This is a genomic window from Mycobacterium paraterrae (assembly GCF_022430545.2).
GTDB classification, from domain to species: Bacteria; Actinomycetota; Actinomycetes; order Mycobacteriales; family Mycobacteriaceae; genus Mycobacterium; species Mycobacterium paraterrae.
Genome location: NZ_CP092488.2, coordinates 3833792 through 3858457 on the forward strand (window position 1 = coordinate 3833792; position 24666 = coordinate 3858457).

At 65.4% G+C, this 24666-nt stretch carries 26 protein-coding genes; 21 read left to right on the plus strand and 5 right to left on the minus strand.

The genetic code is table 11. The features are described 5' to 3' along the window. Positions 1-113: 113 nt before the first annotated feature. From rpsB to MKK62_RS18560, 3 genes are read left to right on the plus strand one after another with little or no spacing between them, the layout of a single operon-like run. Complete coding sequence (rpsB, locus tag MKK62_RS18550; protein ID WP_240258460.1) at positions 114-953, plus strand: 30S ribosomal protein S2; 840 nt, start codon at positions 114-116, stop codon at positions 951-953. 13 nt (positions 954-966) lie between these two features. After that, positions 967-1782 (plus strand): translation elongation factor Ts, encoded by an 816-nt coding sequence (gene tsf, locus MKK62_RS18555; RefSeq protein WP_240258459.1) that lies wholly within the window; start codon positions 967-969, stop codon positions 1780-1782. Positions 1783-1793: 11 nt separating this feature from the next. Then, complete coding sequence (locus MKK62_RS18560; protein WP_240258458.1) at positions 1794-3197, plus strand: amidase; 1404 nt, start codon at positions 1794-1796, stop codon at positions 3195-3197. Here MKK62_RS18560 and MKK62_RS18565 read toward each other — a convergent pair. Then, on the minus strand, positions 3194-3613 hold the full coding sequence (locus MKK62_RS18565; RefSeq protein WP_240258457.1) for a MarR family winged helix-turn-helix transcriptional regulator: 420 nt from the start codon (positions 3611-3613) through the stop codon (positions 3194-3196). The two genes, MKK62_RS18560 and MKK62_RS18565, sit on opposite strands and share 4 nt — an antisense overlap. Positions 3614-3658: 45 nt before the next feature. Between MKK62_RS18565 and MKK62_RS18570 the strand changes: the two genes are divergently transcribed. Further along, positions 3659-4351 carry a class I SAM-dependent methyltransferase gene (locus MKK62_RS18570; protein WP_240258456.1) on the plus strand — a complete coding sequence of 231 codons (693 nt, stop codon included), beginning with the start codon at positions 3659-3661 and terminating at the stop codon, positions 4349-4351. 20 nt (positions 4352-4371) lie between these two features. Here MKK62_RS18570 and MKK62_RS18575 read toward each other — a convergent pair whose 3' ends face one another. After that, positions 4372-5040 carry an HAD family hydrolase gene (locus MKK62_RS18575; RefSeq protein WP_240258455.1) on the minus strand — a complete coding sequence of 223 codons (669 nt, stop codon included), beginning with the start codon at positions 5038-5040 and terminating at the stop codon, positions 4372-4374. A gap of 148 nt (positions 5041-5188) precedes the next feature. On the opposite strand from MKK62_RS18575, the gene MKK62_RS18580 reads away from it, so the two are divergent. The 3 genes from MKK62_RS18580 to MKK62_RS18590 all read left to right on the plus strand — a co-directional run bounded on the left by MKK62_RS18580 (position 5189) and on the right by MKK62_RS18590 (position 7388). Continuing rightward, the gene (locus MKK62_RS18580; RefSeq protein ID WP_240258454.1) at positions 5189-5725 is read left to right on the plus strand and encodes a DUF1360 domain-containing protein; all 537 of its coding nucleotides are present in this window, start codon (positions 5189-5191) and stop codon (positions 5723-5725) included. Positions 5726-5744: 19 nt separating this feature from the next. Further along, positions 5745-6158, plus strand: coding sequence for a ChaB family protein (locus MKK62_RS18585; RefSeq protein WP_240258453.1), 414 nt, complete (start codon positions 5745-5747; stop codon positions 6156-6158). 486 nt (positions 6159-6644) lie between these two features. Further along, positions 6645-7388 carry a cutinase family protein gene (locus MKK62_RS18590; RefSeq protein ID WP_240258452.1) on the plus strand — a complete coding sequence of 248 codons (744 nt, stop codon included), beginning with the start codon at positions 6645-6647 and terminating at the stop codon, positions 7386-7388. A gap of 25 nt (positions 7389-7413) precedes the next feature. Here the strand turns inward: MKK62_RS18590 and MKK62_RS18595 are convergent, their stop codons facing one another. The 3 genes from MKK62_RS18595 to mbp1 all read right to left on the minus strand — a co-directional run bounded on the left by MKK62_RS18595 (position 7414) and on the right by mbp1 (position 8832). After that, positions 7414-8253, minus strand: coding sequence for an SDR family oxidoreductase (locus tag MKK62_RS18595; protein WP_240258451.1), 840 nt, complete (start codon positions 8251-8253; stop codon positions 7414-7416). A gap of 3 nt (positions 8254-8256) precedes the next feature. Further along, on the minus strand, positions 8257-8442 hold the full coding sequence (locus tag MKK62_RS18600) for a hypothetical protein (protein WP_240258450.1): 186 nt from the start codon (positions 8440-8442) through the stop codon (positions 8257-8259). Positions 8443-8589: 147 nt separating this feature from the next. Then, positions 8590-8832 (minus strand): microaggregate-binding protein 1, encoded by a 243-nt coding sequence (mbp1, locus tag MKK62_RS18605; protein ID WP_240264064.1) that lies wholly within the window; start codon positions 8830-8832, stop codon positions 8590-8592. Between the two features lie 299 nt (positions 8833-9131). Between mbp1 and MKK62_RS18610 the strand changes: the two genes are divergently transcribed. From MKK62_RS18610 to frr, 14 genes are all read left to right on the plus strand, one after another. Beyond that, the gene (locus tag MKK62_RS18610) at positions 9132-10628 is read left to right on the plus strand and encodes an FAD-dependent oxidoreductase (RefSeq protein WP_240258449.1); all 1497 of its coding nucleotides are present in this window, start codon (positions 9132-9134) and stop codon (positions 10626-10628) included. 65 nt (positions 10629-10693) lie between these two features. Continuing rightward, on the plus strand, positions 10694-11653 hold the full coding sequence (locus MKK62_RS18615) for a glycosyltransferase (protein ID WP_240258448.1): 960 nt from the start codon (positions 10694-10696) through the stop codon (positions 11651-11653). A 32-nt stretch (positions 11654-11685) separates the two neighbouring features. Next, positions 11686-12909 (plus strand): glycosyltransferase, encoded by a 1224-nt coding sequence (locus MKK62_RS18620; RefSeq protein ID WP_240258447.1) that lies wholly within the window; start codon positions 11686-11688, stop codon positions 12907-12909. A gap of 91 nt (positions 12910-13000) precedes the next feature. Beyond that, the gene (locus MKK62_RS18625; RefSeq protein ID WP_240258446.1) at positions 13001-13972 is read left to right on the plus strand and encodes an NAD-dependent epimerase/dehydratase family protein; all 972 of its coding nucleotides are present in this window, start codon (positions 13001-13003) and stop codon (positions 13970-13972) included. Between the two features lie 102 nt (positions 13973-14074). After that, positions 14075-15715, plus strand: coding sequence for a carbamoyltransferase family protein (locus MKK62_RS18630; RefSeq protein ID WP_240258445.1), 1641 nt, complete (start codon positions 14075-14077; stop codon positions 15713-15715). Beyond that, positions 15712-17202, plus strand: a complete 1491-nt coding sequence (locus tag MKK62_RS18635; RefSeq protein WP_240258444.1) for an HAD-IIIA family hydrolase — start codon at positions 15712-15714, stop codon at positions 17200-17202. Before MKK62_RS18630 ends, MKK62_RS18635 begins: the two co-directional genes overlap by 4 nt. 123 nt (positions 17203-17325) lie before the next feature. After that, complete coding sequence (locus MKK62_RS18640) at positions 17326-18216, plus strand: glycosyltransferase family 9 protein (protein ID WP_240258443.1); 891 nt, start codon at positions 17326-17328, stop codon at positions 18214-18216. Beyond that, positions 18213-18788 (plus strand): D-sedoheptulose-7-phosphate isomerase, encoded by a 576-nt coding sequence (locus tag MKK62_RS18645; protein WP_240258442.1) that lies wholly within the window; start codon positions 18213-18215, stop codon positions 18786-18788. Before MKK62_RS18640 ends, MKK62_RS18645 begins: the two co-directional genes overlap by 4 nt. Then, positions 18785-20170: a PfkB family carbohydrate kinase gene (locus MKK62_RS18650; RefSeq protein ID WP_240258441.1), complete on the plus strand. Its 1386-nt coding sequence runs from the start codon at positions 18785-18787 to the stop codon at positions 20168-20170. Before MKK62_RS18645 ends, MKK62_RS18650 begins: the two co-directional genes overlap by 4 nt. A 16-nt stretch (positions 20171-20186) precedes the next feature. Next, positions 20187-20873: an SDR family oxidoreductase gene (locus tag MKK62_RS18655; RefSeq protein WP_240258440.1), complete on the plus strand. Its 687-nt coding sequence runs from the start codon at positions 20187-20189 to the stop codon at positions 20871-20873. Next, complete coding sequence (locus MKK62_RS18660; RefSeq protein WP_240258439.1) at positions 20864-21811, plus strand: glycosyltransferase family 9 protein; 948 nt, start codon at positions 20864-20866, stop codon at positions 21809-21811. The genes MKK62_RS18655 and MKK62_RS18660 overlap by 10 nt, the downstream gene beginning before the upstream one ends. Continuing rightward, entirely contained in the window at positions 21808-23100 is a 1293-nt protein-coding gene (locus MKK62_RS18665) for a UDP-glucose dehydrogenase family protein (RefSeq protein WP_240258438.1), read from the plus strand. The genes MKK62_RS18660 and MKK62_RS18665 overlap by 4 nt, the downstream gene beginning before the upstream one ends. Positions 23101-23217: 117 nt before the next feature. After that, on the plus strand, positions 23218-23964 hold the full coding sequence (gene pyrH / locus MKK62_RS18670) for a UMP kinase (protein ID WP_240258437.1): 747 nt from the start codon (positions 23218-23220) through the stop codon (positions 23962-23964). Between the two features lie 126 nt (positions 23965-24090). Beyond that, complete coding sequence (frr, locus tag MKK62_RS18675) at positions 24091-24648, plus strand: ribosome recycling factor (RefSeq protein WP_240258436.1); 558 nt, start codon at positions 24091-24093, stop codon at positions 24646-24648. The last annotated feature ends 18 nt before the right edge of the window (positions 24649-24666 follow it).

The following is a 24666-nucleotide window of genomic DNA, read 5'->3' on the forward strand; positions in this document are numbered from 1 at the left end:
TTCGCACCGCGTGCCGAGCGGTCCCGTCTCAGACGGGTTCGGCATCGCAGCAGCCGCCAGGGCCCGACTTCACCCGTCGCCGGGCATCAACCGACAAAAGGACATGAGCCACTATGGCTGTCGTAACCATGAAGCAGCTGCTTGACAGCGGCACCCACTTCGGGCATCAGACCCGGCGCTGGAACCCCAAGATGAAGCGGTTCATCTTCACCGACCGCAACGGCATCTACATCATCGACCTGCAGCAGACGCTGACGTTCATCGACCAGGCGTACGAGTTCGTCAAAGAGACCGTCGCCCACGGTGGCACGATCCTGTTCGTCGGCACCAAGAAGCAGGCCCAGGAATCCATCGCAGCCGAGGCGACCCGCGTCGGCATGCCCTACGTCAACCAGCGCTGGCTGGGCGGCATGCTGACCAACTTCTCCACCGTGCACAAGCGTCTCCAGCGGCTCAAGGAGCTCGAGGGTATGGAGCAGACCGGTGGCTTCGAAGGTCGCACCAAGAAGGAAATCTTGATGCTGACCCGCGAGAAGAACAAGCTCGAGCGCAGCCTCGGCGGTATCCGCGACATGGCGAAGGTCCCGTCGGCGGTGTGGGTCGTCGACACCAACAAAGAGCACCTCGCGGTCGCGGAAGCCATCAAGCTGGGTATCCCGGTGATCGCGATCCTGGACACCAACTGCGATCCCGACCAGGTGAACTACCCCATCCCGGGCAACGACGACGCGATCCGCTCGGCGGCGCTGCTGACCAAGGTGATCGCCGCCGCGGTCGCCGAGGGCCTGCAGGCCCGCGCCGGCGCCGGCCGCACCGACGGCAAGCCGGATGCCGACGCCGCCGAGCCGCTGGCCGAATGGGAGCAGGAGCTGCTCGCTTCGGCAACCGCGACCGCTGCACCGGCCGAGCAGGCCGCCGCCGTCGCATCAGAATCAACCCCTGACCCTTCCTAGGAAAGGCTGAGAAGTGCCTAACTTCACCGCTGCCGACGTCAAGCGACTTCGGGAGCTGACCGGCGCCGGAATGCTCGACTGCAAAAACGCACTCTCCGAGAGCGACGGCGACTTCGACAAGGCCGTCGAGGCGTTGCGCATCAAGGGCGCCAAGGACGTCGGCAAGCGTGCCGAGCGGGCCACCGCCGAGGGCTTGGTCGCCGCAAAGGACGGCGCGCTGATCGAGCTGAACAGCGAAACCGACTTCGTGGCCAAGAACGCCGAGTTCCAAAAGGTCGCCGAGGAGATTGTGGCCGCGGCCGCCGCCTCCAAGGCGACCGACGTCGACGCCCTCAAGGCCGCCAGCGTCGGTGCCAAGTCCGTCGAGCAGGTGATCGCCGAGCTGTCCGCGAAGATCGGCGAGAAGCTCGAACTGCGCCGGGTCGCGTACTTCGACGGCACCGTCGAGACCTACCTGCACAAGCGCGCGGCGGATCTGCCGCCGGGCGTGGGCGTGCTGGTCGAGTACACCGGTGGTAATGCCGAAGCGGCGCACGCCGCCGCGTTGCAGATCGCCGCGCTCAAGGCTCGCTACCTGTCCCGGGACGACGTCCCCGAGGACGTGGTGGCCAGCGAGCGTCGCATCGCCGAGGAGACCGCGAAGGAAGAGGGCAAGCCGGAGCAGGCGCTGCCCAAGATCGTCGAGGGCCGGCTGAATGGGTTCTTCAAGGACGTCGTGCTGCTTGAACAGCCGTCGGTGTCCGACAGCAAGAAGACCGTCAAGGCCTTGCTTGACGAAGCCGGTGTGACGGTCACGCGATTCGTCCGTTTCGAGGTAGGCCAGCAGTAGCATCGTCGGCGATGGTGCACGCATTCGCCGATGACGCGCTCGGCCACTTGGACGCCGTTGGTGTGGTCGAGGCTCTCAGCGCCGGACGAGTGAGCCGGGTCGAGGTCATCGAGGCGGCCATCGCCCGCACCGAGGCGGTCAACCCGGCGCTGAACGGGCTGGCGTATCAGGCGTTCGACCAGGCTCGTGCCGAGGCCGCAGCGCCGCCGAAGCCGGGGTTCTTCAGCGGCGTGCCGACATTCGTCAAGGACAACGTCGACGTCGCCGCGATGCCGACGATGCGTGGCACCGACGCCTGGCCGCCGCGTCCGGCGCCCGCCGACGGCGAATTCACCCAGATGTACCTGGGGACTGGCATGACGCCGCTGGGCAAGACCCGGATGTCGGAGTACGGTTTCAGCGCCTCGGCCGAACACCCTCGGCTGGGAGCTGTGCGCAATCCGTGGAACCCCGACCACACCGCGGGCGCGTCGTCGTCGGGTTCCGCGGCCTTCGTCGCCGCGGGCATCGTGCCGATCGCGCATGCCAACGACGGCGGTGGGTCGATTCGAATTCCCGCCTCCTGCAACGGACTTGTCGGTCTCAAGCCCTCACGCGGCCGGCTGCCGCTGGACAAAGAGGTCAGGCAGATGCCGATCAGGATCGTGGCCAACGGGATGGTCAGCCGGTCGGTGCGCGACACCGCGGCGTTCTACCGGGAAGCCGAACGAATCTGGCCTGCCGCAAAACTCCGTCCGATCGGCGACGTGCAGCACCCCGGCAGGCAACGGTTGCGGATCGCTGTGATCACCCATTCGCTGCTTCGAGAGTCCAGCCCAGAGGTTCGCGAGCTGACTTTGAAATCCGCCGCGCTCCTGGAAGAGCTGGGCCACCACGTCGATCACCTCGAAAAGCCGCCGGTACCAACCAGTTTCGTCTCCGATTTCGTGCTGTACTGGGGGCTGCTGGCGCTAGGCCAGATCCAGCAGAACAAGCGGACGTGCGACGGCTTCGACGTCACCAGGCTGGACAACCTGTCTCGGGGACTGGACCGGCACGCCCGTCGTAACCTGCACAAATTGCCGCTCGCGCTGATCCGGCTGTCCCGCACACGCCGGTACACCCAGCGACTGGCCCGCACCTACGACATCGTGCTGACACCGACGCTGGCTGACCAGCCGCCGCAGATCGGCTACCTCGACCCGATGGCGGATTACGACCAGATCATCGACCGACTGCAGGAGTGGGTCGCATTCACCCCGCTGCAGAACGTGACGGGGGAGCCGGCCATCTCGCTGCCGCTCGGCATGTCCGCCGCCGGGCTACCGGTGGGCATGATGTTCACCGCGCCGATGGGCCACGAGGCCCGACTGCTGGAACTGGCTTACGAACTCGAAGACGCCCGGCCCTGGGCGCGCATCGACGCGGCGGTCTAGTCGGGTCCCAGCGTCGCGAGCATCCGTTTGAACTCGCGCTGCTGCGCGGGCGTCAGCTTGGCCAGCACCCGGGCGTCTGCATCGCCTACCGCTGCTTCGGCCCGCTTCAACAGCGCCCGGCCGTCAGCGGTCAGCGACGCCGGAAGTGCCCGGCCCGACGCCACGGACGCGGGTCGGCTCACGATTTGCGCGTTCTCCAGCCGATGCAGCACCGTATTCATCGCCTGAGGTGAGACATTGCCCAGCCGCGCGAGCTCCGCGCTGGAAAGCCCCGGTGTCATGGAAAGCATTCGCATACAGACGAATTCCGGCAGCGTCAGGGCCAGCGGACTTAGTGCGGCCGACACTTCCGGCCGCAGAGCAGCCATCACCTGGAACAACAAATAGCCGAGTGGTGCGTTCTCTGAGGCGCCCATATCAACGATGTTGACACATATCAATGACGTTGATATATATGGGGTATGACTGAGACGCAGAAGTTCGACTTCGATTTCGATCCGGCCTACCGCGGCGAGGCAAGCGAGTTCGGCATGGGGTCCCGCCCGCCGTGGAGTCTCGGCGAGCCGCAGCCAGAGATTGCCGCGCTCATCGATCAGGGGAAGATCCGCGGCGACGTGCTCGACGCCGGCTGTGGCGAGGCGGCGTTTGCACTGCACATGGCAGCGTTAGGGCACAACGCAGTCGGCCTGGACGCCTCGCCCACCGCGATCAAATTGGCCAGGGAGCATGCCGCGGCGCAGGGCCTGACCAACGTCTCGCTCGAGGTGGCCGACATCACTGACTTCACGAGCTATCCGGCGGGTTCCGAAGGCCGCTTCGACACCATCGTGGACAGCACGCTTTTCCACTCGATGCCCGTCGAGCTACGCGAGGGATACCAGCAATCGATTGTGCGGGCCGCGGCGCCTGGGGCGTCCTACTACGTGCTGGTCTTCGCGAATACAGGCAACGGTGGTCCCGCTAATCCGGTTACCGAAGACGAGCTGCGTGCGGTGGTTTCGAAGTATTGGGTCATCGACGAGATTCGACCGGCGAGAATCCACGCCAACTTTGCCCACACCGACAGCCCCGAGTTCCCCTTCTCCGATGTTCGCGACGAGGGCAACGGACGCAAGTCGGTGCCGGCCTGGCTGCTCTCTGCCCACCTGGGTTAGTCACTGGCCAACGAAACTCCCTATTTTCCAAACAGTTCGGCGATCCGCCCGAGGTGTGTATGCACCTCGGGCGGTCCGTCGTAGATCTCGGCGGCCCCCGCCTCCTCCAAGTCCTGGCGCGCGGTTCCGCCGCTGAGCACCGCTACGACGGGAACCTCGGCGCGCTTGGCGGCATGAACATCCCAGACGGCGTCGCCGACGAACACCGCTTCCGAGGGCTGGGCGTCGACGCGCTGCAATGCGATGGCCACGATGTCGGGGTACGGCTTGGCGCGTTCGGCATCGGCCGCCGACGTCACCGCAGTAATCAGGTCGTCCGCGTCGAGCGCGCCTCGCAGGACCGACAGCTCTTCTTCGCCGGCCGACGTCGCGAGCACCGACCGCCAACCTCGCTCGGCGATCGCCTCCAGCAGTTCCCGGGTGCCAGGAAGACGGCGCACCAGCGGTGCGGAGTCGACAAAGTAGTTGGTGTGCAGCTTCTTCAGGTGTTCACCGTGCTTGTCGGCGAGCTCGTCGCCGAGTAGCGCGCTGACCAGTTCGTCACCCGATCGGCCGATCAGCCGCAGGATTTGCCAGCATGGCACTTCTTGGTCGATGTCGAGGAATGCGTGGTGCCATGACACGACGTGGTGGTAGTTGGAGTCGACCAGCGTGCCGTCGACATCGAAGAGAACGGCGTTCGGTGCCATTGCAAGGGACCTTTCGGTTGATTCGGCGCAGACGGTGGGTACCCCGCACCAGACCTGAAAACTCAGCCAATCCCGCAGCCAACTGGGATCCCCGGACCGCCCGCCACACGCACGGGCGAATTCGCGGGCGCAATTCCAAGGAGCGACTGTGGCCAACACCCAACAACTGGCCGGTGACATCGCGCGGCGCGCGCGCCGCGAGGCAGACGCCTATCGCGGCGACCACACGCGGCCGCTCGGCGGTTACGTCGCGGTCATGAGCACCTACATCAGTATCGTCGCGCTGGCGGGCATCGGCACGGTCGCGACCGGCCGTACGTTGCCCGACGGCTGGCGACCCCAGGACCTGTTCACTGTTGCCGTTGGCGCGCACAAACTCTCGCGCACCATCACGAAGGATGCCGTGACCAGCCCGCTGCGCGCGCCGTTCGCGCATTACGAGGGCACCGCGGGGCCGGCAGAGGTGCACGAGGAAACCCGCGATTCCAGCCAACTCCGACACAGTCTGGGCGAATTGCTCACCTGCCCGTTCTGCCTCGACGTGTGGATAGCGACCGGGTTCGTCATCGGACTGATCTTCGCGCCCAGACTCACGCGGTTGATCGCGGGAAGTTTCACCGCACTGGCCGGTGCGGACTTCTTGCAACTGGCTTACGCAAAAGCTCAGCAGTCGGCTGAGGGATGACAAATTCGAAAGGTTAACAATGCCGAAAACCACCAAGGACGGCCAGCCGAAAAAGAACGAGTTGCCCAGCACCGTAGAGCGATCCAACTCCAAGGCGCAGCGCACGTTCGCCAAGGCTCATGACGCGGCTGCCGACGAGTACGGCAGCGAGGAGCGGGCTTATCGAGTCGCCTATTCCGCACTCAAACACAGTTTCGAGAAAGTCGGCGACCGCTGGCTGCCCAAGAAGAAGAAGGGGCCGTCGGACAAGCTCGCCGAGGGCGGAGGACCGGACAACTCCGGCCCGTCGGCCGAGGGTGTCGACGCGAACGCCAGCAAAAAGCATTTGCTCGACGTTGCTCGCAGGCTTGACATCGCCGGTCGGTCGACAATGGACAAGGCGCAACTGGTAGACGCAATCAAGAAGCACAACCGAAAAGTGCGCGGCAAATAACGCGGCTTTGGAAAGCTGTTCGAGACGGTAGCGAAAACCGTTCCGCACAAAGGCATTTCGATACCTGGAACCATGAACTGTTGGTGCGTTGACTTCTGCGAAGTTGCTGTGGAATGTCGGTTGGCCGCTGGCAGGTCGACTGCGCCTATGTTATAAAGAGCGGACTAGCGGTCTGTCTTCAGACGTCAGGGCAGCCATCACCTCGGCCCGCTTGGTGCCGGTTGATGCGAAGTGTCCTCATGCGCCACTGTTTTCGGGTATCGGCGCTCAAACTTCCTTTAACTCGGCATCCGCGGTCCCAACCGATCGCGCCACCCAGCGAAGGGTGACGCGCTGTGGTTTCTCGCATTGTCCAGGCATAGGGGAGGTTTAGTCAGGGCCCTTGTCCGTGCCCGATTGAGCGCGTTGCTATCCGCCGCGGGGGAACGGGCGCAGCGAGCCGAATGATCCTGTCCAAATCATGACTCGATTGGGATTTCGCCAAATATGTGCACCAGTAACTTTTTTCGCTATTTCATCACTTCTCTCCTAACGACGGCCAGTTTCGGCCTTCTCGCCGGCACCGCTACTGCATCGGCGCAGCCTTGCCCAGACATCCAGGTGGTCTTCGCCCGCGGAACCGGTGACGAGCCTGGTGTCGGCCCGACCGGACAGGCGTTCGTCGATGCGCTCCGGGAGCGCCTCGGCGGCCGATCGATGGACGTCTACGCGGTGAACTATCCCGCCAGCGACCAGTGGTCCACGGGTCTCGACGGCATCAGAGATGCTGGTGGACATGTCGTTTCGATGGCCGCAAGCTGCCCGAACACCAAGATGGTGTTGAGCGGATACTCGCAGGGTGCGGCCGTCATGGGGTTCGTCACCTCGCCGGCCGTCCCTGATTCGATTCCCGCCGATATCGACCCAGCGACTATCCCCAAGCCGTTGAGCCCCGATGTCGCCAGCCACGTGGCGGCCGTCGTGTTCTTCGGAACGCCGAACGTGCGCGCGATGAACTTCCTCGGCCAACCGCAGATCATCATCGGGCCCCTTTATCAAGCCAAGACCCTTCAGGTGTGCGCGGTCGAGGATCCCGTGTGCTCGGATGGTATGAACTTCGCGGCGCACCAGTCATATTCAAACGGTTCAGATGTCATCGGGCAGGGGGCCGACTACGCAGCCCGTCAGCTGGGTGCTCAAGGTGGCGCCGCGCAGGTGGTCGGCGCCCAGGCCGGGAACTTCGGCAACTGAGCGGCACTGATGATCAACTCTGCAGTTACAGGATCGGCCGACCGCCGGTGACCGCTATCCGCGCGCCCGAGACATAGCTGGCGTCGTCGGAGGCGAGCATGACATAGACCGGTGCCAACTCGACGGGCTGTCCGGCCCTGCCCAGGGGCGTGTTTTCTCCGAATGAGGCAACCTTTTCCTCGGGCATCGTCGACGGGATCAGTGGCGTCCAGATCGGCCCTGGGGCAACGCTGTTGACACGAATTCCCTTGCTGCCCAGAAGTTGGGCCAAACTCGCCGAGAAGTTGGCGATAGCCGCTTTGGTAGCCGCGTAAGGCGCCAATGTGGGATTGGGGCTATCCGAATTGACCGACGAGCTGCCGATGATCGACGAGCCGGGCTTCATGTGCGGCAACACCGCCTTTGTGAGGTAGAAGAACGCACCCACGTTCAGCTTGAAGGTGTAATCCCATTCTTCGTCGGTGATCTCGTCGAGCGACTGGTGCGTCATCTGGTAAGCGGCGTTGTTGACCAGTATGTCCACACTGCCGAATTCCTGTGCTGCACGGTCGATTACCGCCCGACAATGCGCGGGGTCAGACAAGTCGCCGGGGACTAACACGCACTTGCGGCCGGCGTCTTCGACGTAGCTCGCCACCTCCTTGGCGTCCTCGTCTTCGTCGAGGTAGGAGATGAGCACGTCGGCACCCTCACGGGCGAACGCAATGGCGACGGCGCGTCCAATACCGCTGTCGCCGCCGGTGATAACCGCTTTCTTGCCAGACAGTTTTCCCGATCCGCGGTAACTGTCCTCGCCGCAGTCGGGACGCGGGTCCATCCGGGATTGACTGCCCGGCGGGGTCTGTTGTTGCTTGGGGAAGCTCATCGCTTAGTCCTCGTCGATCTCGTCCGCACGCGGCACGGTGTTGCCCACATCTGGGTCGTCGTCGGCCGGCGGTTCTGGATCGCGCCACTCCTCGACGCGACTTGAGCGGTTTCCTTGCACCGTTCCGCGCAGCTCATCCTTGAGCTGGTCGTCGGTGTGCGGCCCATGTTTGGCACTTCCGCGTTGCATCGGCTTCCTCCTGGCGGGATAGGCGGATTGGGCAACGGTGATGACGGTGCGGCTACCCCGCTTGCAAGACGCGTAATCACGCATGGTTATGAAGAGACGGCAAAAGGGGCCCGATCCATGGCGGACCGAGCCCCTTTTCCGACGTGCTCAGTTTTGGTGCGACTCCTGGCGCTTCTCCGCAGCCTCGGCGCCGCCACGGGCTGCCTCCGCTTCGGCTTCCTTCTTGGCTGCGTCGCGTTGCGCTTCGGCCTTGTCCTGCTGGGCCTCGCCCTCTTGCTCGAGGTCTTTGTTGCCGACCACACTGCCGACTGCCTCTTTGGCCAGGCCCTTAGCGCCTTCAACGACGCCCTTGATGCCTTCTTCTGGACCGCTCTTGTTGTCGTCCGACATCGAGTCCTCCTCTTGGCTCATGTCTTACTGCTGTCTCGGTCACCGGCCGACGGCTGGACCGGTTGGATGCGACTCCGGCGAGCGTCGCTCACCGAACCGCACCGCGATCGGCGGCATTCCCGCGGGTCCGGAAGACCAAACCTCCGCGGCGGTGCTGAGCGCCTAGGCCACGCTCGCGGCGCTGGTGACGTGGCCTCCTGCGGCCGATGTGAGGTCGCACACGAAATCGTTGGCTGGGCGGTCTTTTTGCCACGTCCATCAGCGGTTTCGGCTCTCACCGGTCGGGTACCCGAAGCGCAATGACATCTTCGCTATGGTTGGCCGGCCACGACGGCCAGCACAAAAAATCAGAACTGGATCAATCCGCTGCGGATATCGTCGTGGTCGGCGCCGGCATCACCGGCCTCGTGACCGCGGTGCTGCTGGCCAGGGCAGGGAAGAACGTCCTGGTCTTGGAGGCCCGCACCCCTGGCGCGGTGACGACCGGCAACACCACCGGCAAGATCAGCTTGCTGCAAGGCACGAATCTCTCGACGATCGTTGCTCGGCACGGCCCTGCGTTGGCGCGCGACTACATCCAGGGAAGTCGCGAGGGCCAGGACTGGCTGTTGCGGTACTGCGAGACCAATTCCGTTCCCGTGCAACGCGAACCAACGTACACCTATGCGCAGTCCGCCAACGAAGTCCCGCGGGCGCGCGCCGAGCTGGTCGCCAGTCGGCTCGTCGGACTGGACACGGTGTGGGACGACGACGCCGATGTCCCCTTTCCGTTCCACGGCGGAGTTCGGCTCGACGATCAGGCGCAGTTCGACCCAATGCCATTGCTGGACAGCTTGATTGGCGAGCTGACCAACCGCGGCGGAAAGCTGGTGGAAGGCGCCAGAGTGCGCTCGGTATCCCTACCGCGTCACGGGACTGTGCGGGTTCGAGTCGCCGCGGCGCAGGGCGACGTGGACGTCGAGGCCGAACGGTGTGTGCTGGCCACGGGTGTCCCAATTCTGGACCGTGGTGGCTTCTTCGCCAGACTGAAACCCAGCAGGTCCTACGGGTTCGCTTTCGAAGTACCCGGTGCCATCACCCGGCCGATGTTCCTTTCCGCTGGTTCTCCGACTCGCTCTGTGCGCTACGCGCCGGTCGACGGCGGTGAACGACTCGTCGTTGCCGGCGCCGGGCACACCGTGGGCCGAAAAAGCCCTCATGCCGAACTCGACGAACTGAAGTCCTGGACCCGAAGCCATTTCCCGGGCGCAACCGTGACGCACAGCTGGTCGGCGCAGGACTACACACCGGTGGACCGGTTGCCGTACGTCGGCCCGATCCTTCCGGGCAGCGAGAGCATCTTCGTGGCAACAGGTTTCAACAAATGGGGACTCACCGGTGGTGTGGCCGCGGCACTAATACTCAGCAGCCGGATCCTGGGTGGCCGGATGGACTGGGCGCGCGCTTTCGCGGCCTGGAGTCCGCACGAGGTCACGGGACTGACCACGGCGATGCAAGCCAATCTCGAAGTCGGCTTCCAGATGACCAAAGGCTGGCTGGCGCCGATCGTGCGCTCACCGAAGTCGCCGGCCGACCAAGGTGGCGTCGTCAGCGGTCCGCCCTGGCATCTGCGGGCTGAGTCAGCCGTGGACGGCGAGCGGCATCAAGTTTCACCGGTCTGCCCGCACCTAGGCGGCATCGTCAACTGGAACAGCGTCGAAAACTCGTGGGACTGTCCACTGCACGGTTCGCGCTTTGCGCCGGACGGCACACTGCTGGAAGGTCCTGCCACGCGAGGCCTCACGCGTTCTCGCTGATACACCGATTCGAAGCGGTGCTAGGTAATGTTTGACGGTCAAAGAGGTCGGGAAGCCGGTTTGCTATGCCGACTACGGCACCGCTCAATATTTTGCTTTGGCACGTGCACGGCTCGTGGACCGAGTCGTTCGTGCAGGGCCACCACCGCTACGTCATTCCGGTCAACGAGGCCAAAGATGCCGATGGCCGCGGGCTGTCGGGCCGGAATTGGCCGCACGCCGCGGAGGTCGGATCGGATGATCTTCGTGACGAGGCGATCGACATCGTGGTGCTTCAACGACCCGAAGATTTGGATTTGTCGGCGGCGTGGTCAGGGCGGCGCCCAGGCGTCGACGTGCCCGCGGTCTACGTCGAACACAATGCGCCGCACCCGTCGCCGACGGGCAGCCGTCATCCGTTGAGCGGTCGGGACGACATCACCGTCGTCCACGTCACCGACTTCAACCGGTTGATGTGGGACAGCGGTACTGCACCCACTGCTGTCATCGACCATGGGATCATCGATCCCGGTTATCGATACAGCGGTGAATTGCCTTCTGCGGCAACGATGATCAACGAGCCGGTCCGTCGGGGCCGCGTGGTGGGGGCCGATTTACTGGCGCGGCTGTCGCGCGATGTGCCGATAGACGTGTGGGGCATGGGCAGCGATGAACTGACCGGAGACAACATTCGGGGATTCGGTGATCTGCTTCCACCGGCGCTCTATGACGAGGTCTCTCGCAGACGGGTGTATGTGCACACCGCTCGTTGGACATCGCTCGGCTTGTCGCTGATCGAGGCGATGTTTCTCGGTATGCCGGTGGTGGCGGTGGCATCGACGATGGCGCCACTTGTCGTGCCGAGCGAGGCGGGCGTGGTCAGCGCCGACGTCGACGCATTGATCGACGCGCTCAGCCAGTACGTTGCAGACCCCGAGGCGGCACGCGCCGCCGGCAAATCGGCCCGCAACTTCGCACTGCAGCGTTTCGGCTTGAGCCGGTTCCTACACCAGTGGGACGAGCTGATCGAGGAGGTGATTCGGTGAACGCGAATACTGCTGTGGAACAAGGTCATACGATGCGGATCGCCATGGTGTCCGAACATGCCAGCCCGCTGGCCGCGCTGGGCGGAGTCGACGCCGGCGGGCAAAACGTCCATGTCGCCGAGCTGTCGGCGGCACTTGCCCGCCGCGGCCACGACGTCGAGGTCTATACCCGGTGCGACAGCCCCGATCTTCCCGAGCGGGTGCAAACACCTGACGGCTACACCGTGGTAAACGTGCCGGCCGGCCCGGCCCAGCCCGTGCCGAAAGACGAACTGCTAGTGCACATGCCGGACTTCGGGCGATTCCTGGCCGAACAGTGGTACCGCGCCGAGCCCGACGTCGCCCACGCACATTTCTGGATGTCGGGCATCGCAACGCTGCGCGCCGTTCGTCGCTCTGCGATACCGACGGTGCAGACCTTCCACGCACTCGGAGTCGTCAAGCGGCGCAACCAGGGGGCCGAGGACACCAGCCCGCAGGCGCGTCTGACGCTGGAACGTTCGATAGCGCAAACCGCCGACTGGGTGGCGGCCACCTGCACCGACGAAGTGTTCGAATTGGTGCGTCTGGGGCGTCCACGGTCACGAATCTCGGTGATTCCCTGTGGAGTTGACATCAGCAGGTTCCACCCTGACGGCGAACGCAAGACACGTGGATCCCGCGCTCGAATTGTTTCGATCGGCCGGTTGGTACCGCGCAAGGGTTTCGAGGTGCTGATCCGGGCAATGGCCGCAGTCCCTGACGCTGAACTGCTGATTGTCGGTGGACCGGCAGCTGAGGAGTTGTCGTCCGATCAGGAAGCCTGCCGATTGTCTTCGCTGGCCGCGGAATTGGGCGTCGGCGACCGGGTTCGGCTCTGTGGATCGGTGAGCCGGGCCGACATGCCCGCCGTGCTGCGCTCCGCCGACGTGGTGGCGTGCACACCCTGGTACGAGCCCTTCGGCATCGTTCCCGTCGAGGCGATGGCTTGCGGACTGCCAGTGCTGGCGACAGCGGTCGGCGGCATGCTCGATACCGTCGTCGACGGAACGACCGGCGTGCTGATACCGCCCAAGAATCCGCAGGCGTGCGCGGACGCCCTCAACTCGATGCTCGCCGACCCTCGGCGACTCCGCCGCTGGGCCGCCGCCGGGTACGAGCGCGCGCAGGCGCGCTATTCATGGGACCGGATTGCGGCCGACACCGAGAAAATGTATCGCCGCGTAGTGCCCAGCCATCAGCCGATCGCGTCCGGGCAGCGGCAACAGTACGGCTGAAGCGCCGTGTCAAAAACCATTGGCTGTCATGTCAATCCGCCCATCGCCGTTGAACCGGTTTGCTCGACGGTGGTGTGGGTATCCGCCGCAGATGCGTCCGCTCAGTCATGTCCTGGTCACCGGGGGAGCCGGCTTCGTCGGCTTTCACCTCTGTGACCGGTTGCTGGCGGACGGGGCGCGAGTGGTCTGCATCGACAATTTGTCGACGAGCTCGCCGGACAACGTGGCAGATCTGCAGAACCGTCGCGGTCTGGATTTCATCGAACACGACATCACCGAGCACCCCGGCGAGAAAATACGAGGCATTGCGTTCGACGCCGTGTTCCATCTGGCCTCGCCGGCATCGCCGCCGGACTACTTGCGGCTGCCGATCGAGACGCTTCGAGTCGGCGCCGACGGTACCGCGGTGGCACTCGACATCGCGCAACACAGCCGAGCCCGCTTCGTCCTGGCGTCGACGAGCGAGGTGTACGGCGACCCGCTCGTCCATCCGCAGCACGAAAACTATTGGGGTAACGTTAATTCCGTGGGACCGCGGAGCGTATACGACGAGGCCAAGCGGTTCGCCGAGGCGTTGGTGTTCGCGCATCACCGCTCTCAGGCCGCAAACATCGGCGTCGCACGGATTTTCAACACCTACGGGCCGGGGATGCGTGCCGACGACGGCCGAATGGTCCCCACGTTCTGCCGTCAAGCGCTGCGCAACGAGCCGATCACCGTCGCGGGCAGCGGTCACCAGACGCGCTCCCTATGTCACGTCAACGACACCGTTGCGGGACTGGTTGCATTGGCAGGCAGCGATATCGCCGGGCCGGTGAACATCGGCAACCCGCGAGAATTGTCCGTATTAAAGATCGCCGACGTCGTCCGCGACGCCGCCAACAGTGCGTCCACCATTCATCACATCCCGGCTGCCGAGGACGACCCGCGGCGGCGCTGCCCGGATATTCGCACCGCACGCGAGCAGCTGGGTTGGGAACCGACCGTGCGCGCCGAAGACGGCCTGGCGCAAACCGTCGGCTGGTTCCGCACACGTTTCGAGTCAACGCAGGTGGCCGTCTAGCCCGACGCTAGTCAGTCTCTGATCTTTACCCCCAAGAAGCGCGGGTAGGTGCCCCTCGGGCGCACCTCACCATCTGGTGATTCCGACTCTCAAGGGGGTGCCGTGCGAATTTTGGGTATTAACGGCGTATTTCACGATCCAGCCGCTGCTCTGGTCATCGACGGGAAGACGGTCGCCGCCGCCGAGGAAGAGCGGTTTTCGCGCCGCAAGCACGGAAAGCAAGCGGTGCCGTTTTCCACCTGGGAGCTTCCCGTGGCCGCGGCGCGCTGGTGTTTGCGGCACGCGGGCCTCGACGCCGCGGACCTGGATGCGGTCGGCTACTCCTATGATCCGGCGTTGGCCGAAGTGTCCGGTGGCCCGATCGAGGGCCAGGATCGCGACTGGGAGCATTTGCGAACGTCGTATGCCCGGCGGGCGCCGCAATTCCTGGCCACGGCACTACCTGGACTAGACCCGGGCGTGGTCCGCCACGTCCGTCACCACGTCGCGCATGCGGCCTCGACGGCGCTGGCCTCACCACGCCCCGACAGTGCCGTGCTCGTCGTGGACGGCCGCGGTGAGTCAACCTCGATGCTGGCGGGCGAGTACTCCGACGGCAAGCTCGATGTGCTTGCCACTCAGGAGCTTCCACACTCGCTGGGTCTGCTCTATGAAAGTCTCACCGAGCACCTGGGTTTCACGCGATCGAGCGACGAGTACAAGGTGATGGCGATGGGCTCCTACGGACGTCCCACGTATGCCGAACAACTTGCCGAACACGTGTACTCGTGCGGCGACGGCACATTTCGTGCCCCGAATGTCGACTGGACTGTGTTCACCGAACCGCGAGCGCCGGGAGCACAACAGCTCGACACCGCCCACGCCGATTTGGCATGCAGTGTGCAGCGGGTACTCGAAGACGTTCTGCTGCAACTGGTCAGCTGGCTGCGCCAACGGACCAGCTCGGACACATTGTGTCTGGCTGGCGGAGTGGCGCTGAATTGCGTAGCGAACACCCGTGTTTTCGACGAGGGCGACTTCCCTCACGTCTGGGTCCAGCCGGCCTCCGGAGATGCTGGCACCGCGCTGGGCGCGGCGCTGGCATTGGCCGCCGAACATCAGGAACCGATCACGCCGATGCCGTCGGCGTCTCTCGGTCGCAGTTGGGCAGATGAGCAATTGGCGGCCGCGTTAGACGACGCCGACATTGCCCACTACCGCCCCGACGTCATGGCCGCGGACGTGGCGCAGGCGCTGGCTGACAACCTGATTGTCGGCTGGTTCCAGGGCGGTTCGGAATTCGGCCCTCGGGCTCTGGGCAACCGCTCGCTGCTGGCCGACCCGCGCGACGTCAACAATCTCGAACGTCTCAACCGGGTCAAGGGGCGCGAGCAGTTCCGGCCGGTTGCCCCCATGGTGTTAGCCGACCAAGCAGCGCACATCTTTTCGCGCGGTCCCCTGCCCAGCCCGTACATGTTGTTCGTCCACGACGTCGCCGAGCCATGGCGCGACCGGATACCTGCGGTCACCCACGTCGACGGCACCGCACGCATTCAGACCGTCGACACCGACAAACCGCTCTTGCATCGGATGATCACCGAATTCGCCTCGATCACCGGGGTGCCGGTCGTCGTCAACACCAGCTTCAACACCGCAGGACGTCCGATGGTCGACAGCCCACGCGATGCGCTCGAGTGCTTCGGCAGCGCACCGATCGACGTGTTGGCGCTCGGCCCCTTCATCGTTCGGCGGCACGCGCAATGACGGACTACTCGATCGTGATCCCGACCATCGGCCGGCCGTCGCTGAACCGGCTGCTCGCCGCATTAGACCAGGGACACGGACCACGCCCGTCGGCCATCGTGATTGTGGACGACCGGCCGCTGCCGAAGGAGCCACTTCGATTGCCGCCTAACAGCCTGCCCGTCACAGTGGTTCGCTCGGGTGGTCGCGGGCCGGCGGCTGCACGGAACACGGGATGGCGCCAGTGCGCGACTGAGTGGATCAATTTCCTCGACGACGACGTCGTGCCGAGTGCTGATTGGTGTCAGCAACTGACGAGCGACCTGCGCGGCGTGGACGAGGCGGTGGTGGGTTCACAGGGCAGGCTGGTAGTGCAGCTGCCACAAGGCAAACGCCCCAGCGACGACGAGCGTCGCACTCTCAGACTTGCTGAGGCGCAATGGATCACCGCAGATATGGCATACCGGCGGCGGGCCCTGGTGCAATGCGGGGGCTTCGACGAGCGCTTTCCGCGCGCCTATCGGGAAGACTCCGACCTCGGACTACGCATGACGCGGTGCTGTGGACGCATCGTGCCGGGTACGCGTACCGCCGAGCACCCCATCGCGGATGGGCGGCCGACGGTCTGGAGCAGTATCCGCGCGCAGCGCGGCAATCGCGACGACGCTCTGATGCGCCGCAAATACGGTCGTCGGTGGCGTGCGGAAATCGGTGAATCCCGGGGCCGCTTGCGCGCTCACGTCGCGACCACCGCGGCAGCATTGGTCGCGATCGCCGCGGCCATCACGCGACACCGTTACCTGGCGGTCGGCGCCGCGACGGCCTGGTTGGCGCTCACCCTCGACTTCACCTTGCGGCGCATCGCACCCGGTCCCCGCACTGCTCGCGAGGTGATCGCGATGGTGTTTTCGAGCATTCTCATCCCGCCGGTCGCGACGGCGCAACGGGCATGGGGCACTTGGCTGTTCCGCCACGAGCGGCGCGATCCACCGTTGGCGGTGTTGTTCGACCGTGACGACACGCTGATCAAAGACGGCCCCTATCTCAACGATCCGCGCGGCGTCGTTCCGCTGCCGGACGCCGAACGCGCCGTGCACCGGCTTCGTAAGCGTGGTCTGCTGCTGGGAGTGATCACCAACCAATCCGGGGTCGCGAAAGGATTGATCACCGGCGCCCAGTTGTTTGCGGTGAACACCCGCGTCGAGGAACTACTGGGGCCCTTCGACAACTGGCAGGTATGCCTGCACGACGGCGGCTGCCAATGCCGAAAACCCGCACCCGGCATGGTGATTGCGGCGGCCGCTGAGCTGGGCCTGGATCCGCGCCGCTGTGTGGTGATCGGCGACATCGGTAGGGACGTCGAGGCCGCACAGGCCGCGCAAGCCAAGGCGATCCTCGTTCCCACCGAGCGAACCCTGCCCGCGGAGATCCGCCACGCCCGTTCCAGCGCCCACGTTGCGGCGACGCTGAACGACGCGGTCACTCTGGTGCTGAAAGGGCTGGCATGACATCCGCAATGGTGGCCAGGCTCGACAGCCTGGGTGACGTCCTGATCACCGGACCCGCGGTCCGTGCGGTCTCGGCCCACCACGACAGGGTGGTGTTCCTGGCGGGGCAGCGCGGCCGCACGGATGCTGCCGGGGGTCGACCGGGTGATCGAGTGGGCCGCTGGCTGGGTCGATTTCGACGCGGCGCCGGTGACCGCGGACGCGGTGACGGCGCTGACCGACGAGATCACCGACGAAAAGCCCGACGCGGTGCTGATTTTCACCTCGTTTCACCAATCGCCTTTGCCGCTCGCCTTGATCTGCCGGATGGCTGGGGTTCCCTGGATCGGGGCGATCTGTGAGGACTACCCGGGGCGGCTGCTGGATCTGCGACACCGCGTCGACAACGACGTCGCCGAGCCGCTGCGCGCGTTGTCGCTGGCAGCGGCGGCAGGTTGGCCGCTACCGGCCGATGATGACGCCGGCCTGCAGATCGCTCACCCGGCCGCCCTACCTCCTGATGTGGCTGCGGCACTGCGTGGCCGGGACTACGTGGTGTTCCACCCAGCGGCCGCCGTCCCGGCTCGCCAACCGTCGAGCGCAAAGTCGACCGAGATCGTGCGCGCGCTGGTTGCCGCCGGATACGACGTCGTGGTCACCGGATCTGAAGCAGACCGCGAATTGACCGCGACCGTGGCGTCCGGCATCGCAGTGGACCTGGGCGGGCGAACCACGCTGGCTCAACTCGCCACGGTGTTCACCGGTGCTCGCGCCGTGGTGGCGCCGAACACCGGACCGGCGCACCTCGCGGCAGCGGTGCGGGCGCCGATTGTGTCGTTGTTCGCGCCGGTGGTGCCCGCTGCGCGCTGGCTGCCGTACGGAACCGTGGTGACGGTGCTGGGCGATCAGAACGCCGCCTGCCGCAACACACGTGCCCGGGATTGCCCGGTGCCGGGGCATCCCTGCCTGAACGACATCGCCGCCGGCGACGTCGTCGCTGCTGTCACCGGCCTGACGAATCGAGGTGCCGCATGATCGAACGTCATTTCGTCGACCTGGTCTCGGCGGTCGCGCGAATGCGTTATGCCAGTACACAATTGTGCGATTGGGGCACCCACCTAGCCGCCGTACTCAGCGCCGGCGGACGGCTGCTGGCCTGCGGCAACGGCGGGAGCGCGGCCGAGGCCCAACATTTGACCGCGGAACTTGTCGGCCGCTTCAAAGACGAACGACAGCCACTGTCCGCCATCGCATTACACGCCGACAGCTCCGCCGCCACCGCGATCGTCAACGACTACGGCATCGAGGAGATGTTCGCCCGCGGGGTACGGGCCCATGGTCGCCCGGGCGACGTTCTGGTGGCGCTGTCGACCAGTGGCACCAGCCCCAATGTCCTTGCCGCGGTCCGGGCCGCGCACGAGATCGGGGTCACCACCTGGGCGCTGACCGGGCCGGCGCCCAACCCGCTGCTGACGATGTGTGACGACGGAATCGGCGTCGACGCCGAGTCGACGGCCACCGTGCAGGAAATGCACTTGGTCTTGGTGCACGGTCTGTGCATGGCACTCGACGAGTCGCTGTTACGAACAGGAGTCCAAACGGCATGAAACCCCTTGTGATCATTGGTGACTCGATGCTCGACGTGGACGTCGACGGTACCGCCAATCGGCTGTCGCCCGAAGCGCCCGTACCGGTGGTGGAACCCGACCGGATCTGGCACCGACCCGGTGGCGCCGGTCTGGCCGCGGTGCTGGCTGCGCGCGGCTACCCCGACGTGGTGCTGATCACCGCCGTCGGTGACGATCCAGCCGGTCACGCACTGACCCGACTCCTAGCCGATGATCACCCCGGCATCCGGGTGATCGGCGTCCCGCTGCGCGGTGCCACGGTGAGCAAGATCAGGGTCCGCGCAGGCGGCCACTCGGTAGTGCGTGTCGACCATGGCGACGGCTACGCGGCCGACGGAGCTCTACCGGACGACGTCGCGGCCGTCCTGCACGACGCAGCTGCGGTTTGTGTAGCCGACTATGGCCACGGGTTGGCAGCCCACGGCCCGCTGCGCGCAATCCTCGGGGCCGTCCAGGCGCCGGTGGTGTGGGATCCACATCCCCGCGGCTCGCGACCGACGCCCGGATGCCCCATCATCGCGCCGAATCACTCAGAGGCGAGGCAGCTTTCGGGGCCCCAGGTAAGCGGCGGCCAACTGGCGGCGACCCTGCGTGCGGAGTGGGAGGCGACCGCGGTGAGCGTCACGCTTGGTGCGCACGGCGCCATGTTCGCGGACAGGCAACGCTCCGCGCATCACATTCATCCGCCCGAAAGCACCGGGGCCGCCCACCACGACACGTGCGGTGCCGGCGATCGGTTCTCCGTCGCGGCCGCCACCGCGCTGATCGAGGGCGCCGACGAACTGGAAGCGGCCACCGAGGCAGTCGCCGCGGCTTCGCGGTTCGTCGCCGCCGGTGGGGCCACTGGGGTCTCGAGCGTGCTTTCGATCGACGGCGGGACAGGACTGACTGGTTCGGCCGGGGCCGTATCCGGAATGAAATCGGTTCAGGCGCTTGCCGAGCGGGTGCGACGAGGCGGTGGGAGCGTGGTTGCTACCGGCGGATGCTTCGACCTGTTGCACACCGGACACGTCCGACTACTACGGCGGGCCCGCGATCTCGGTGACGCTCTGATCGTGCTGATCAACTCGGACGAATCTGTGCAGGCGATCAAGGGCCCCGGACGACCGGTGGTTACGGCCGAAGACCGGGCCAGGGTGCTGGCGGCCCTGGGATGTGTGGACGGCGTGGCGATCTTCTCCGAGACGTCGCCGACCGCGGCGCTGGAAAAGCTGCGGCCAGACATTTGGGTGAAGGGTGGCGACTATGACGGTCAAGACCTTCCGGAAGCCGACGTGGTGCGGCGGCACGGCGGTGAAGTGGTGCTACTGGCCACCGTCCCGGGCTACTCGTCGTCGAAATTGATTTCCGCAGTCCGTTGATCAGGAAGGTGAACAAATGACACTCGGCAATGTGCTGATCGCCGGCGGCGCTTCGGGTTTGGGGGCGGCGACGGTGCGCGCGGTTCGGCGTCATGGGGGCACGCCATTGGTGCTCGACATCGTCAAGCCCTCCGATGACGTGCCCTACGCGTGGGCGGATCTCGCCGACACTGCAACGGTCGAGGAGGCCGTTCGCGAGTTGGCCGACTCAGTGGGAGGCCGGGTGGACGGCGTCTTCACCCCGGCCGGGGTCGACAGTTGCGGTCCGCTGGCGACCGTCGCAGCGAAAGACTGGGAGCGGGTGTTGCATGTCAACCTGCTCGGTACCGCCGCGGTCGTCCGGTCCGCCCTGCCGTTTCTGAAGACCACCCGAGGCCGGCTGGTGACCTGCGCGTCGACGCTGGGGATCAAGGCCGTCAGCGACGCCACCGCCTACTGCGCCTCCAAGTTCGGGGTGGTTGGTTTCACTCGGGCACTGGCCGCCGAACTGGCCGGCCAGGTCGGAGTCACCCTGCTGATCCCCGGCGGCATGGAGACACCGTTCTTCGACGGTCGCGACGCGCAGTACAAGCCACCGCCGGACGCAAAGCTCAACAACCCCGAAAACGTCGCCGAGACTGTTGTTTTCGCGCTTAGCCAGCCGCCCGGCAGCGAGATACGCGAGATGGTGGTGTGCTCGTCGGAAGAATCCTCATGGCCGTGACAACAGACCCGGCAACCGTGCTGGTCCTGCGTGCACTCGGTCTCGGCGATCTGCTCACCGGGCTTCCGGCGCTGCGCGGTCTGCGCCGTTGCTATCCGTCGGCCCGCATCGTGTTGGCGACACCGAAATCACTGGAACCGCTGGCGATGTTTGCCGGTGCCGTGGACCAGGTATTGCCGACGCGTGGGCTGGGCGACCTCACCTGGCCCTACGCACCGCCGGATCTCGCGGTCGACTTGCATGGAAACGGACCGGAGAGCGTCGACGACCTGCTCGCGACACGACCGAAACGTCTGCTCGCGTACCAGAATTCACGCCATCCGTCTGTCACCGATCCGCCATGGCGCGAGGACGTGCATGAGGTCGACCGATGGTGCGCGCTGTTGGAATGGCACGGAATCAGCTGCGATCCGGGCGATCTACACATCGACCGGCCCAGCGGCTATCCGAAGCGCGCGGGCGTCGTCGTCATACATCCTGGGGCCGCGGCGCCCGCGCGACGCTGGCCGACCGAACGATTCGCCGCGGTCGCGTGCGCATTGGCCGATTCCGGGCATCGGGTGGTGGTGACCGGATCGCGCGAAGAACGGGTGCTCGCAGAAGCGGTAGTCACCCAGGCGCGGCTTCCCGAATCCGCTTTACTGGCAGGGGAATTAGACGTGATGGGAATGGTGGCGCTGATCAGTGACTGTCAGTTGCTGGTCTGCGGGGACACCGGCGTGGGGCACATTGCCACCGCTACCGCCACGCCATCCGTACTGCTGTTCGGGCCGACGCCGCCGAACCGGTGGGGGCCGCGGGGCGACGGCCGGCACGTCACCGTGTGGGCGGGCCAGCGCGGTGACCCACACGCCGAACATCCGGACCCCGGATTGTTGCGCATTACGCCGCTGCAGGTGATCGAAGCTACTCAGCTGGTGCTACAGGAGTGCGCATGAGTGTGAAGGTGGGAGTGGTCGGCGCGGGATACGTCGGATTGACAACGGCGGTTTGTCTGGCCGCCAAGGGCATTGACACGTTCTGTATGGACGTCGATCCCGACCGGGTGGCTGCTCTACGCGCGGGACACCCGGGGATCGCAGAGCCGGAGCTCGCTGAATTGATGTGCGACGGTCTGGAACGTGGCACGTTGCGCTTCACGAGGCACTACCGCCGGCTCGGCGATCGCGACATCGTCTTCGTCTGCGTTCCGACACCGACGAATGACGACGGCACCACCGACCTCGGGCCGGTTGAGGATGTGGTTCGCTCTCTGGCGGGGGCGTTGCCGCCCAACACGGTCGTCGTCGTGAAATCCACTGTGCCCGTGGGCACCAGCCGTCGGCTCGAACAAATGCTGGCACCTCACAACATTCACGTCGTCGTCAGCCCGGAATTCTTGCGCGAGAGTCACGCCGTCGCCGACTGTTTACATCCCGATCGCGTCGTCATCGGTGCTTCCGCCGATGCCGAAGCCGCCGCCGATCGCGTCGCCAAGCTGTATCCCGGCCAGCAGATCCTGCGGATGAGCGTCGAAAGCGCGGAACTGGCCAAGTACGCCAGCAACGCCTTCCTGGCGGTCAAATTGTCGTTCGTGAACTCACTGGCCGGGCTGTGCACCCACGTGGGCGCCGATATCGGCGACGTCACGCGCTGTATGGGTAGCGACGAACGAATTGGGCCGGATTGCCTGATCCCCGGTCCTGGCTGGGGAGGCTCGTGCCTACCCAAAGACACCGCGGCATTGCTGCACACCTGTGCCGAACACGGGGTGGTGCTCGCGGAAGTGGAGTCGGCACGCCGGACCAACGCCGATCAGATCGAACGTGTCACCGGTGCCGTGCGTACGCAGCTCCACCGCAGGCTCGACGGAGCGAAAATCGCCGCGCTGGGACTGACGTTTAAGGCGGGGACCAACGACGTTCGGGATTCGCCCGCGGTCGCTGTCTGCTCGGCGTTCAAGCAGGCCGGAGCGCAGGTCGTCGCCTACGACCCGCGGCTGGACAGCATCGACGCCGAGCGCCTGCCGGTCACCACGGCGCGCGACCCCTACGTCGCGGCCAAGGACGCGGACGCTGTCGTAGTGCTCACCGAGTGGCCGGAATTCGCCGAGTTGGACTGGGAAGCCGTCGAGCGACGCGTCGCACCCGGCGCGGTCGTGATCGACACCCGCAACGTCGTCGACCGCGCGGCGGTGACGGCTTCGCAACTAATCTGCCTCGGCAATGGGACCGTGGACGGCTACTGATCTCCGGTGCCGACTCTCGGGACGCGCGGCTGACCGATAGGGCAGGATAGACCCGGCTGTTTAGGGGACAGCCGTAGTGAAGGCAGTCCGACGGCGCCTTCCGGTGCGAGGAGTCAGATGGCGGAGCAGGGCAACAACGGCGCCGAGTCGTCAAATCGATCCCGCTACACCCGGGTGCTGCTCAAGCTCGGTGGCGAGATGTTCGGCGGGGGATCGGTGGGCTTGGACCCGGATGTCGTCGCGCTGGTCGCCCGCCAGATCGCCGAAGTGGTCCGCACCGGTGTTCAGGTCGCGGTGGTCATCGGAGGTGGCAACTTCTTTCGCGGGGCGCAACTTCAACAGCGAGGCATGGAGCGTACCCGGTCGGATTACATGGGCATGCTTGGGACGGTCATGAACAGCCTTGCGCTGCAAGACTTTCTGGAAAAAGAAGGCATTGTCACCCGAGTCCAGACGGCGATCACCATGGGCCAGGTGGCCGAACCGTACCTTCCGTTGCGGGCCCGGCGTCACCTGGAAAAGGGGCGCGTAGTCATCTTTGGCGCCGGCATGGGCCTGCCGTACTTCTCGACGGACACGACCGCTGCGCAGCGGGCCCTGGAGATCGGCGCCGACGTGGTGTTGATGGCGAAGGCGGTCGACGGGGTATTCGCCGAGGACCCGCGGGTGAATCCGGCGGCCGAACTGTTCACCGTGATCACTCACCGGGAAGTCATCGATCGCGGTCTGCAGGTGGCCGACGCCACCGCGTTCAGTTTGTGCATGGACAATCGCATGCCGATTCTGGTTTTCAACCTGCTGACCGACGGCAATATCGCCCGGGCCGTCTCGGGTGAGAAAATCGGAACGTTGGTGACAACGTGAAGGGCGGAGTGGCGCTAGATGACGCCGACGACGATGCAGAGCGCGCAGCGCGATGAGGAGGAGTGGCGGTAGATGACGCCGACGACGATGCAGAGCGCGCAGCGCGATGAGGAGGAGTGGCGCTAAATGATTGACGAGACCCTCTTCGACGCCGAGGAGAAGATGGAAAAGGCCGTCGGGGTCAGCCGCGACGAGCTCTCGACGATTCGAACCGGCCGGGCCAACCCCAGCATGTTCAACCGCATCGTCATCGACTACTACGGCGCTGCCACCCCGATCACCCAGCTGGCCAGCATCAACGTCCCGGAAGCGCGGCTGGTGGTGATCAAGCCCTACGAGGCCAGCCAGCTAGGCAACATCGAGGCGGCGATCCGCAACTCCGACCTCGGAGTCAATCCGACCAACGACGGCACGCTGATCCGTGTTGCGGTGCCGCAATTGACCGAGGAACGCCGCCGCGAACTGGTCAAGCAGGCCAAGGCCAAGGGCGAGGACGCCAAGGTCTCCGTCCGCAACATCCGCCGTAAGGCGATGGAGGAACTGGGACGTATCCGTAAGGACGGCGAAGCAGGTGAGGACGAGGTGTCGCGCGCCGAGAAAGACCTCGACAAGACGACTCAGCAGTACGTGACACAGATCGACGACCTGGTCAAGCATAAGGAAGGCGAACTGCTGGAGGTCTAATGGCCGATCAGCAGACGA

What these genes read in the sequence shown, in the direction of transcription:
- rpsB (WP_240258460.1), top strand. Translation starts at nt 114, where the DNA reads ATGGCTGTCGTAACCATGAAGCAGCTGCTTGACAGCGGCACCCACTTC.
- MKK62_RS18560 (WP_240258458.1), top strand. Translation starts at nt 1,794, where the DNA reads ATGGTGCACGCATTCGCCGATGACGCGCTCGGCCACTTGGACGCCGTT.
- MKK62_RS18565 (WP_240258457.1), bottom strand. Translation starts at nt 3,613, where the DNA reads ATGGGCGCCTCAGAGAACGCACCACTCGGCTATTTGTTGTTCCAGGTG.
- MKK62_RS18570 (WP_240258456.1), top strand. Translation starts at nt 3,659, where the DNA reads ATGACTGAGACGCAGAAGTTCGACTTCGATTTCGATCCGGCCTACCGC.
- MKK62_RS18575 (WP_240258455.1), bottom strand. Translation starts at nt 5,040, where the DNA reads ATGGCACCGAACGCCGTTCTCTTCGATGTCGACGGCACGCTGGTCGAC.
- MKK62_RS18585 (WP_240258453.1), top strand. Translation starts at nt 5,745, where the DNA reads ATGCCGAAAACCACCAAGGACGGCCAGCCGAAAAAGAACGAGTTGCCC.
- MKK62_RS18590 (WP_240258452.1), top strand. Translation starts at nt 6,645, where the DNA reads ATGTGCACCAGTAACTTTTTTCGCTATTTCATCACTTCTCTCCTAACG.
- MKK62_RS18595 (WP_240258451.1), bottom strand. Translation starts at nt 8,253, where the DNA reads ATGAGCTTCCCCAAGCAACAACAGACCCCGCCGGGCAGTCAATCCCGG.
- MKK62_RS18600 (WP_240258450.1), bottom strand. Translation starts at nt 8,442, where the DNA reads ATGCAACGCGGAAGTGCCAAACATGGGCCGCACACCGACGACCAGCTC.
- mbp1 (WP_240264064.1), bottom strand. Translation starts at nt 8,832, where the DNA reads ATGTCGGACGACAACAAGAGCGGTCCAGAAGAAGGCATCAAGGGCGTC.
- MKK62_RS18610 (WP_240258449.1), top strand. Translation starts at nt 9,132, where the DNA reads ATGACATCTTCGCTATGGTTGGCCGGCCACGACGGCCAGCACAAAAAA.
- MKK62_RS18615 (WP_240258448.1), top strand. Translation starts at nt 10,694, where the DNA reads ATGCCGACTACGGCACCGCTCAATATTTTGCTTTGGCACGTGCACGGC.
- MKK62_RS18620 (WP_240258447.1), top strand. Translation starts at nt 11,686, where the DNA reads ATGCGGATCGCCATGGTGTCCGAACATGCCAGCCCGCTGGCCGCGCTG.
- MKK62_RS18625 (WP_240258446.1), top strand. Translation starts at nt 13,001, where the DNA reads ATGCGTCCGCTCAGTCATGTCCTGGTCACCGGGGGAGCCGGCTTCGTC.
- MKK62_RS18635 (WP_240258444.1), top strand. Translation starts at nt 15,712, where the DNA reads ATGACGGACTACTCGATCGTGATCCCGACCATCGGCCGGCCGTCGCTG.
- MKK62_RS18640 (WP_240258443.1), top strand. Translation starts at nt 17,326, where the DNA reads ATGCTGCCGGGGGTCGACCGGGTGATCGAGTGGGCCGCTGGCTGGGTC.
- MKK62_RS18645 (WP_240258442.1), top strand. Translation starts at nt 18,213, where the DNA reads ATGATCGAACGTCATTTCGTCGACCTGGTCTCGGCGGTCGCGCGAATG.
- MKK62_RS18650 (WP_240258441.1), top strand. Translation starts at nt 18,785, where the DNA reads ATGAAACCCCTTGTGATCATTGGTGACTCGATGCTCGACGTGGACGTC.
- MKK62_RS18655 (WP_240258440.1), top strand. Translation starts at nt 20,187, where the DNA reads ATGACACTCGGCAATGTGCTGATCGCCGGCGGCGCTTCGGGTTTGGGG.
- MKK62_RS18660 (WP_240258439.1), top strand. Translation starts at nt 20,864, where the DNA reads ATGGCCGTGACAACAGACCCGGCAACCGTGCTGGTCCTGCGTGCACTC.
- MKK62_RS18665 (WP_240258438.1), top strand. Translation starts at nt 21,808, where the DNA reads ATGAGTGTGAAGGTGGGAGTGGTCGGCGCGGGATACGTCGGATTGACA.
- pyrH (WP_240258437.1), top strand. Translation starts at nt 23,218, where the DNA reads ATGGCGGAGCAGGGCAACAACGGCGCCGAGTCGTCAAATCGATCCCGC.
- frr (WP_240258436.1), top strand. Translation starts at nt 24,091, where the DNA reads ATGATTGACGAGACCCTCTTCGACGCCGAGGAGAAGATGGAAAAGGCC.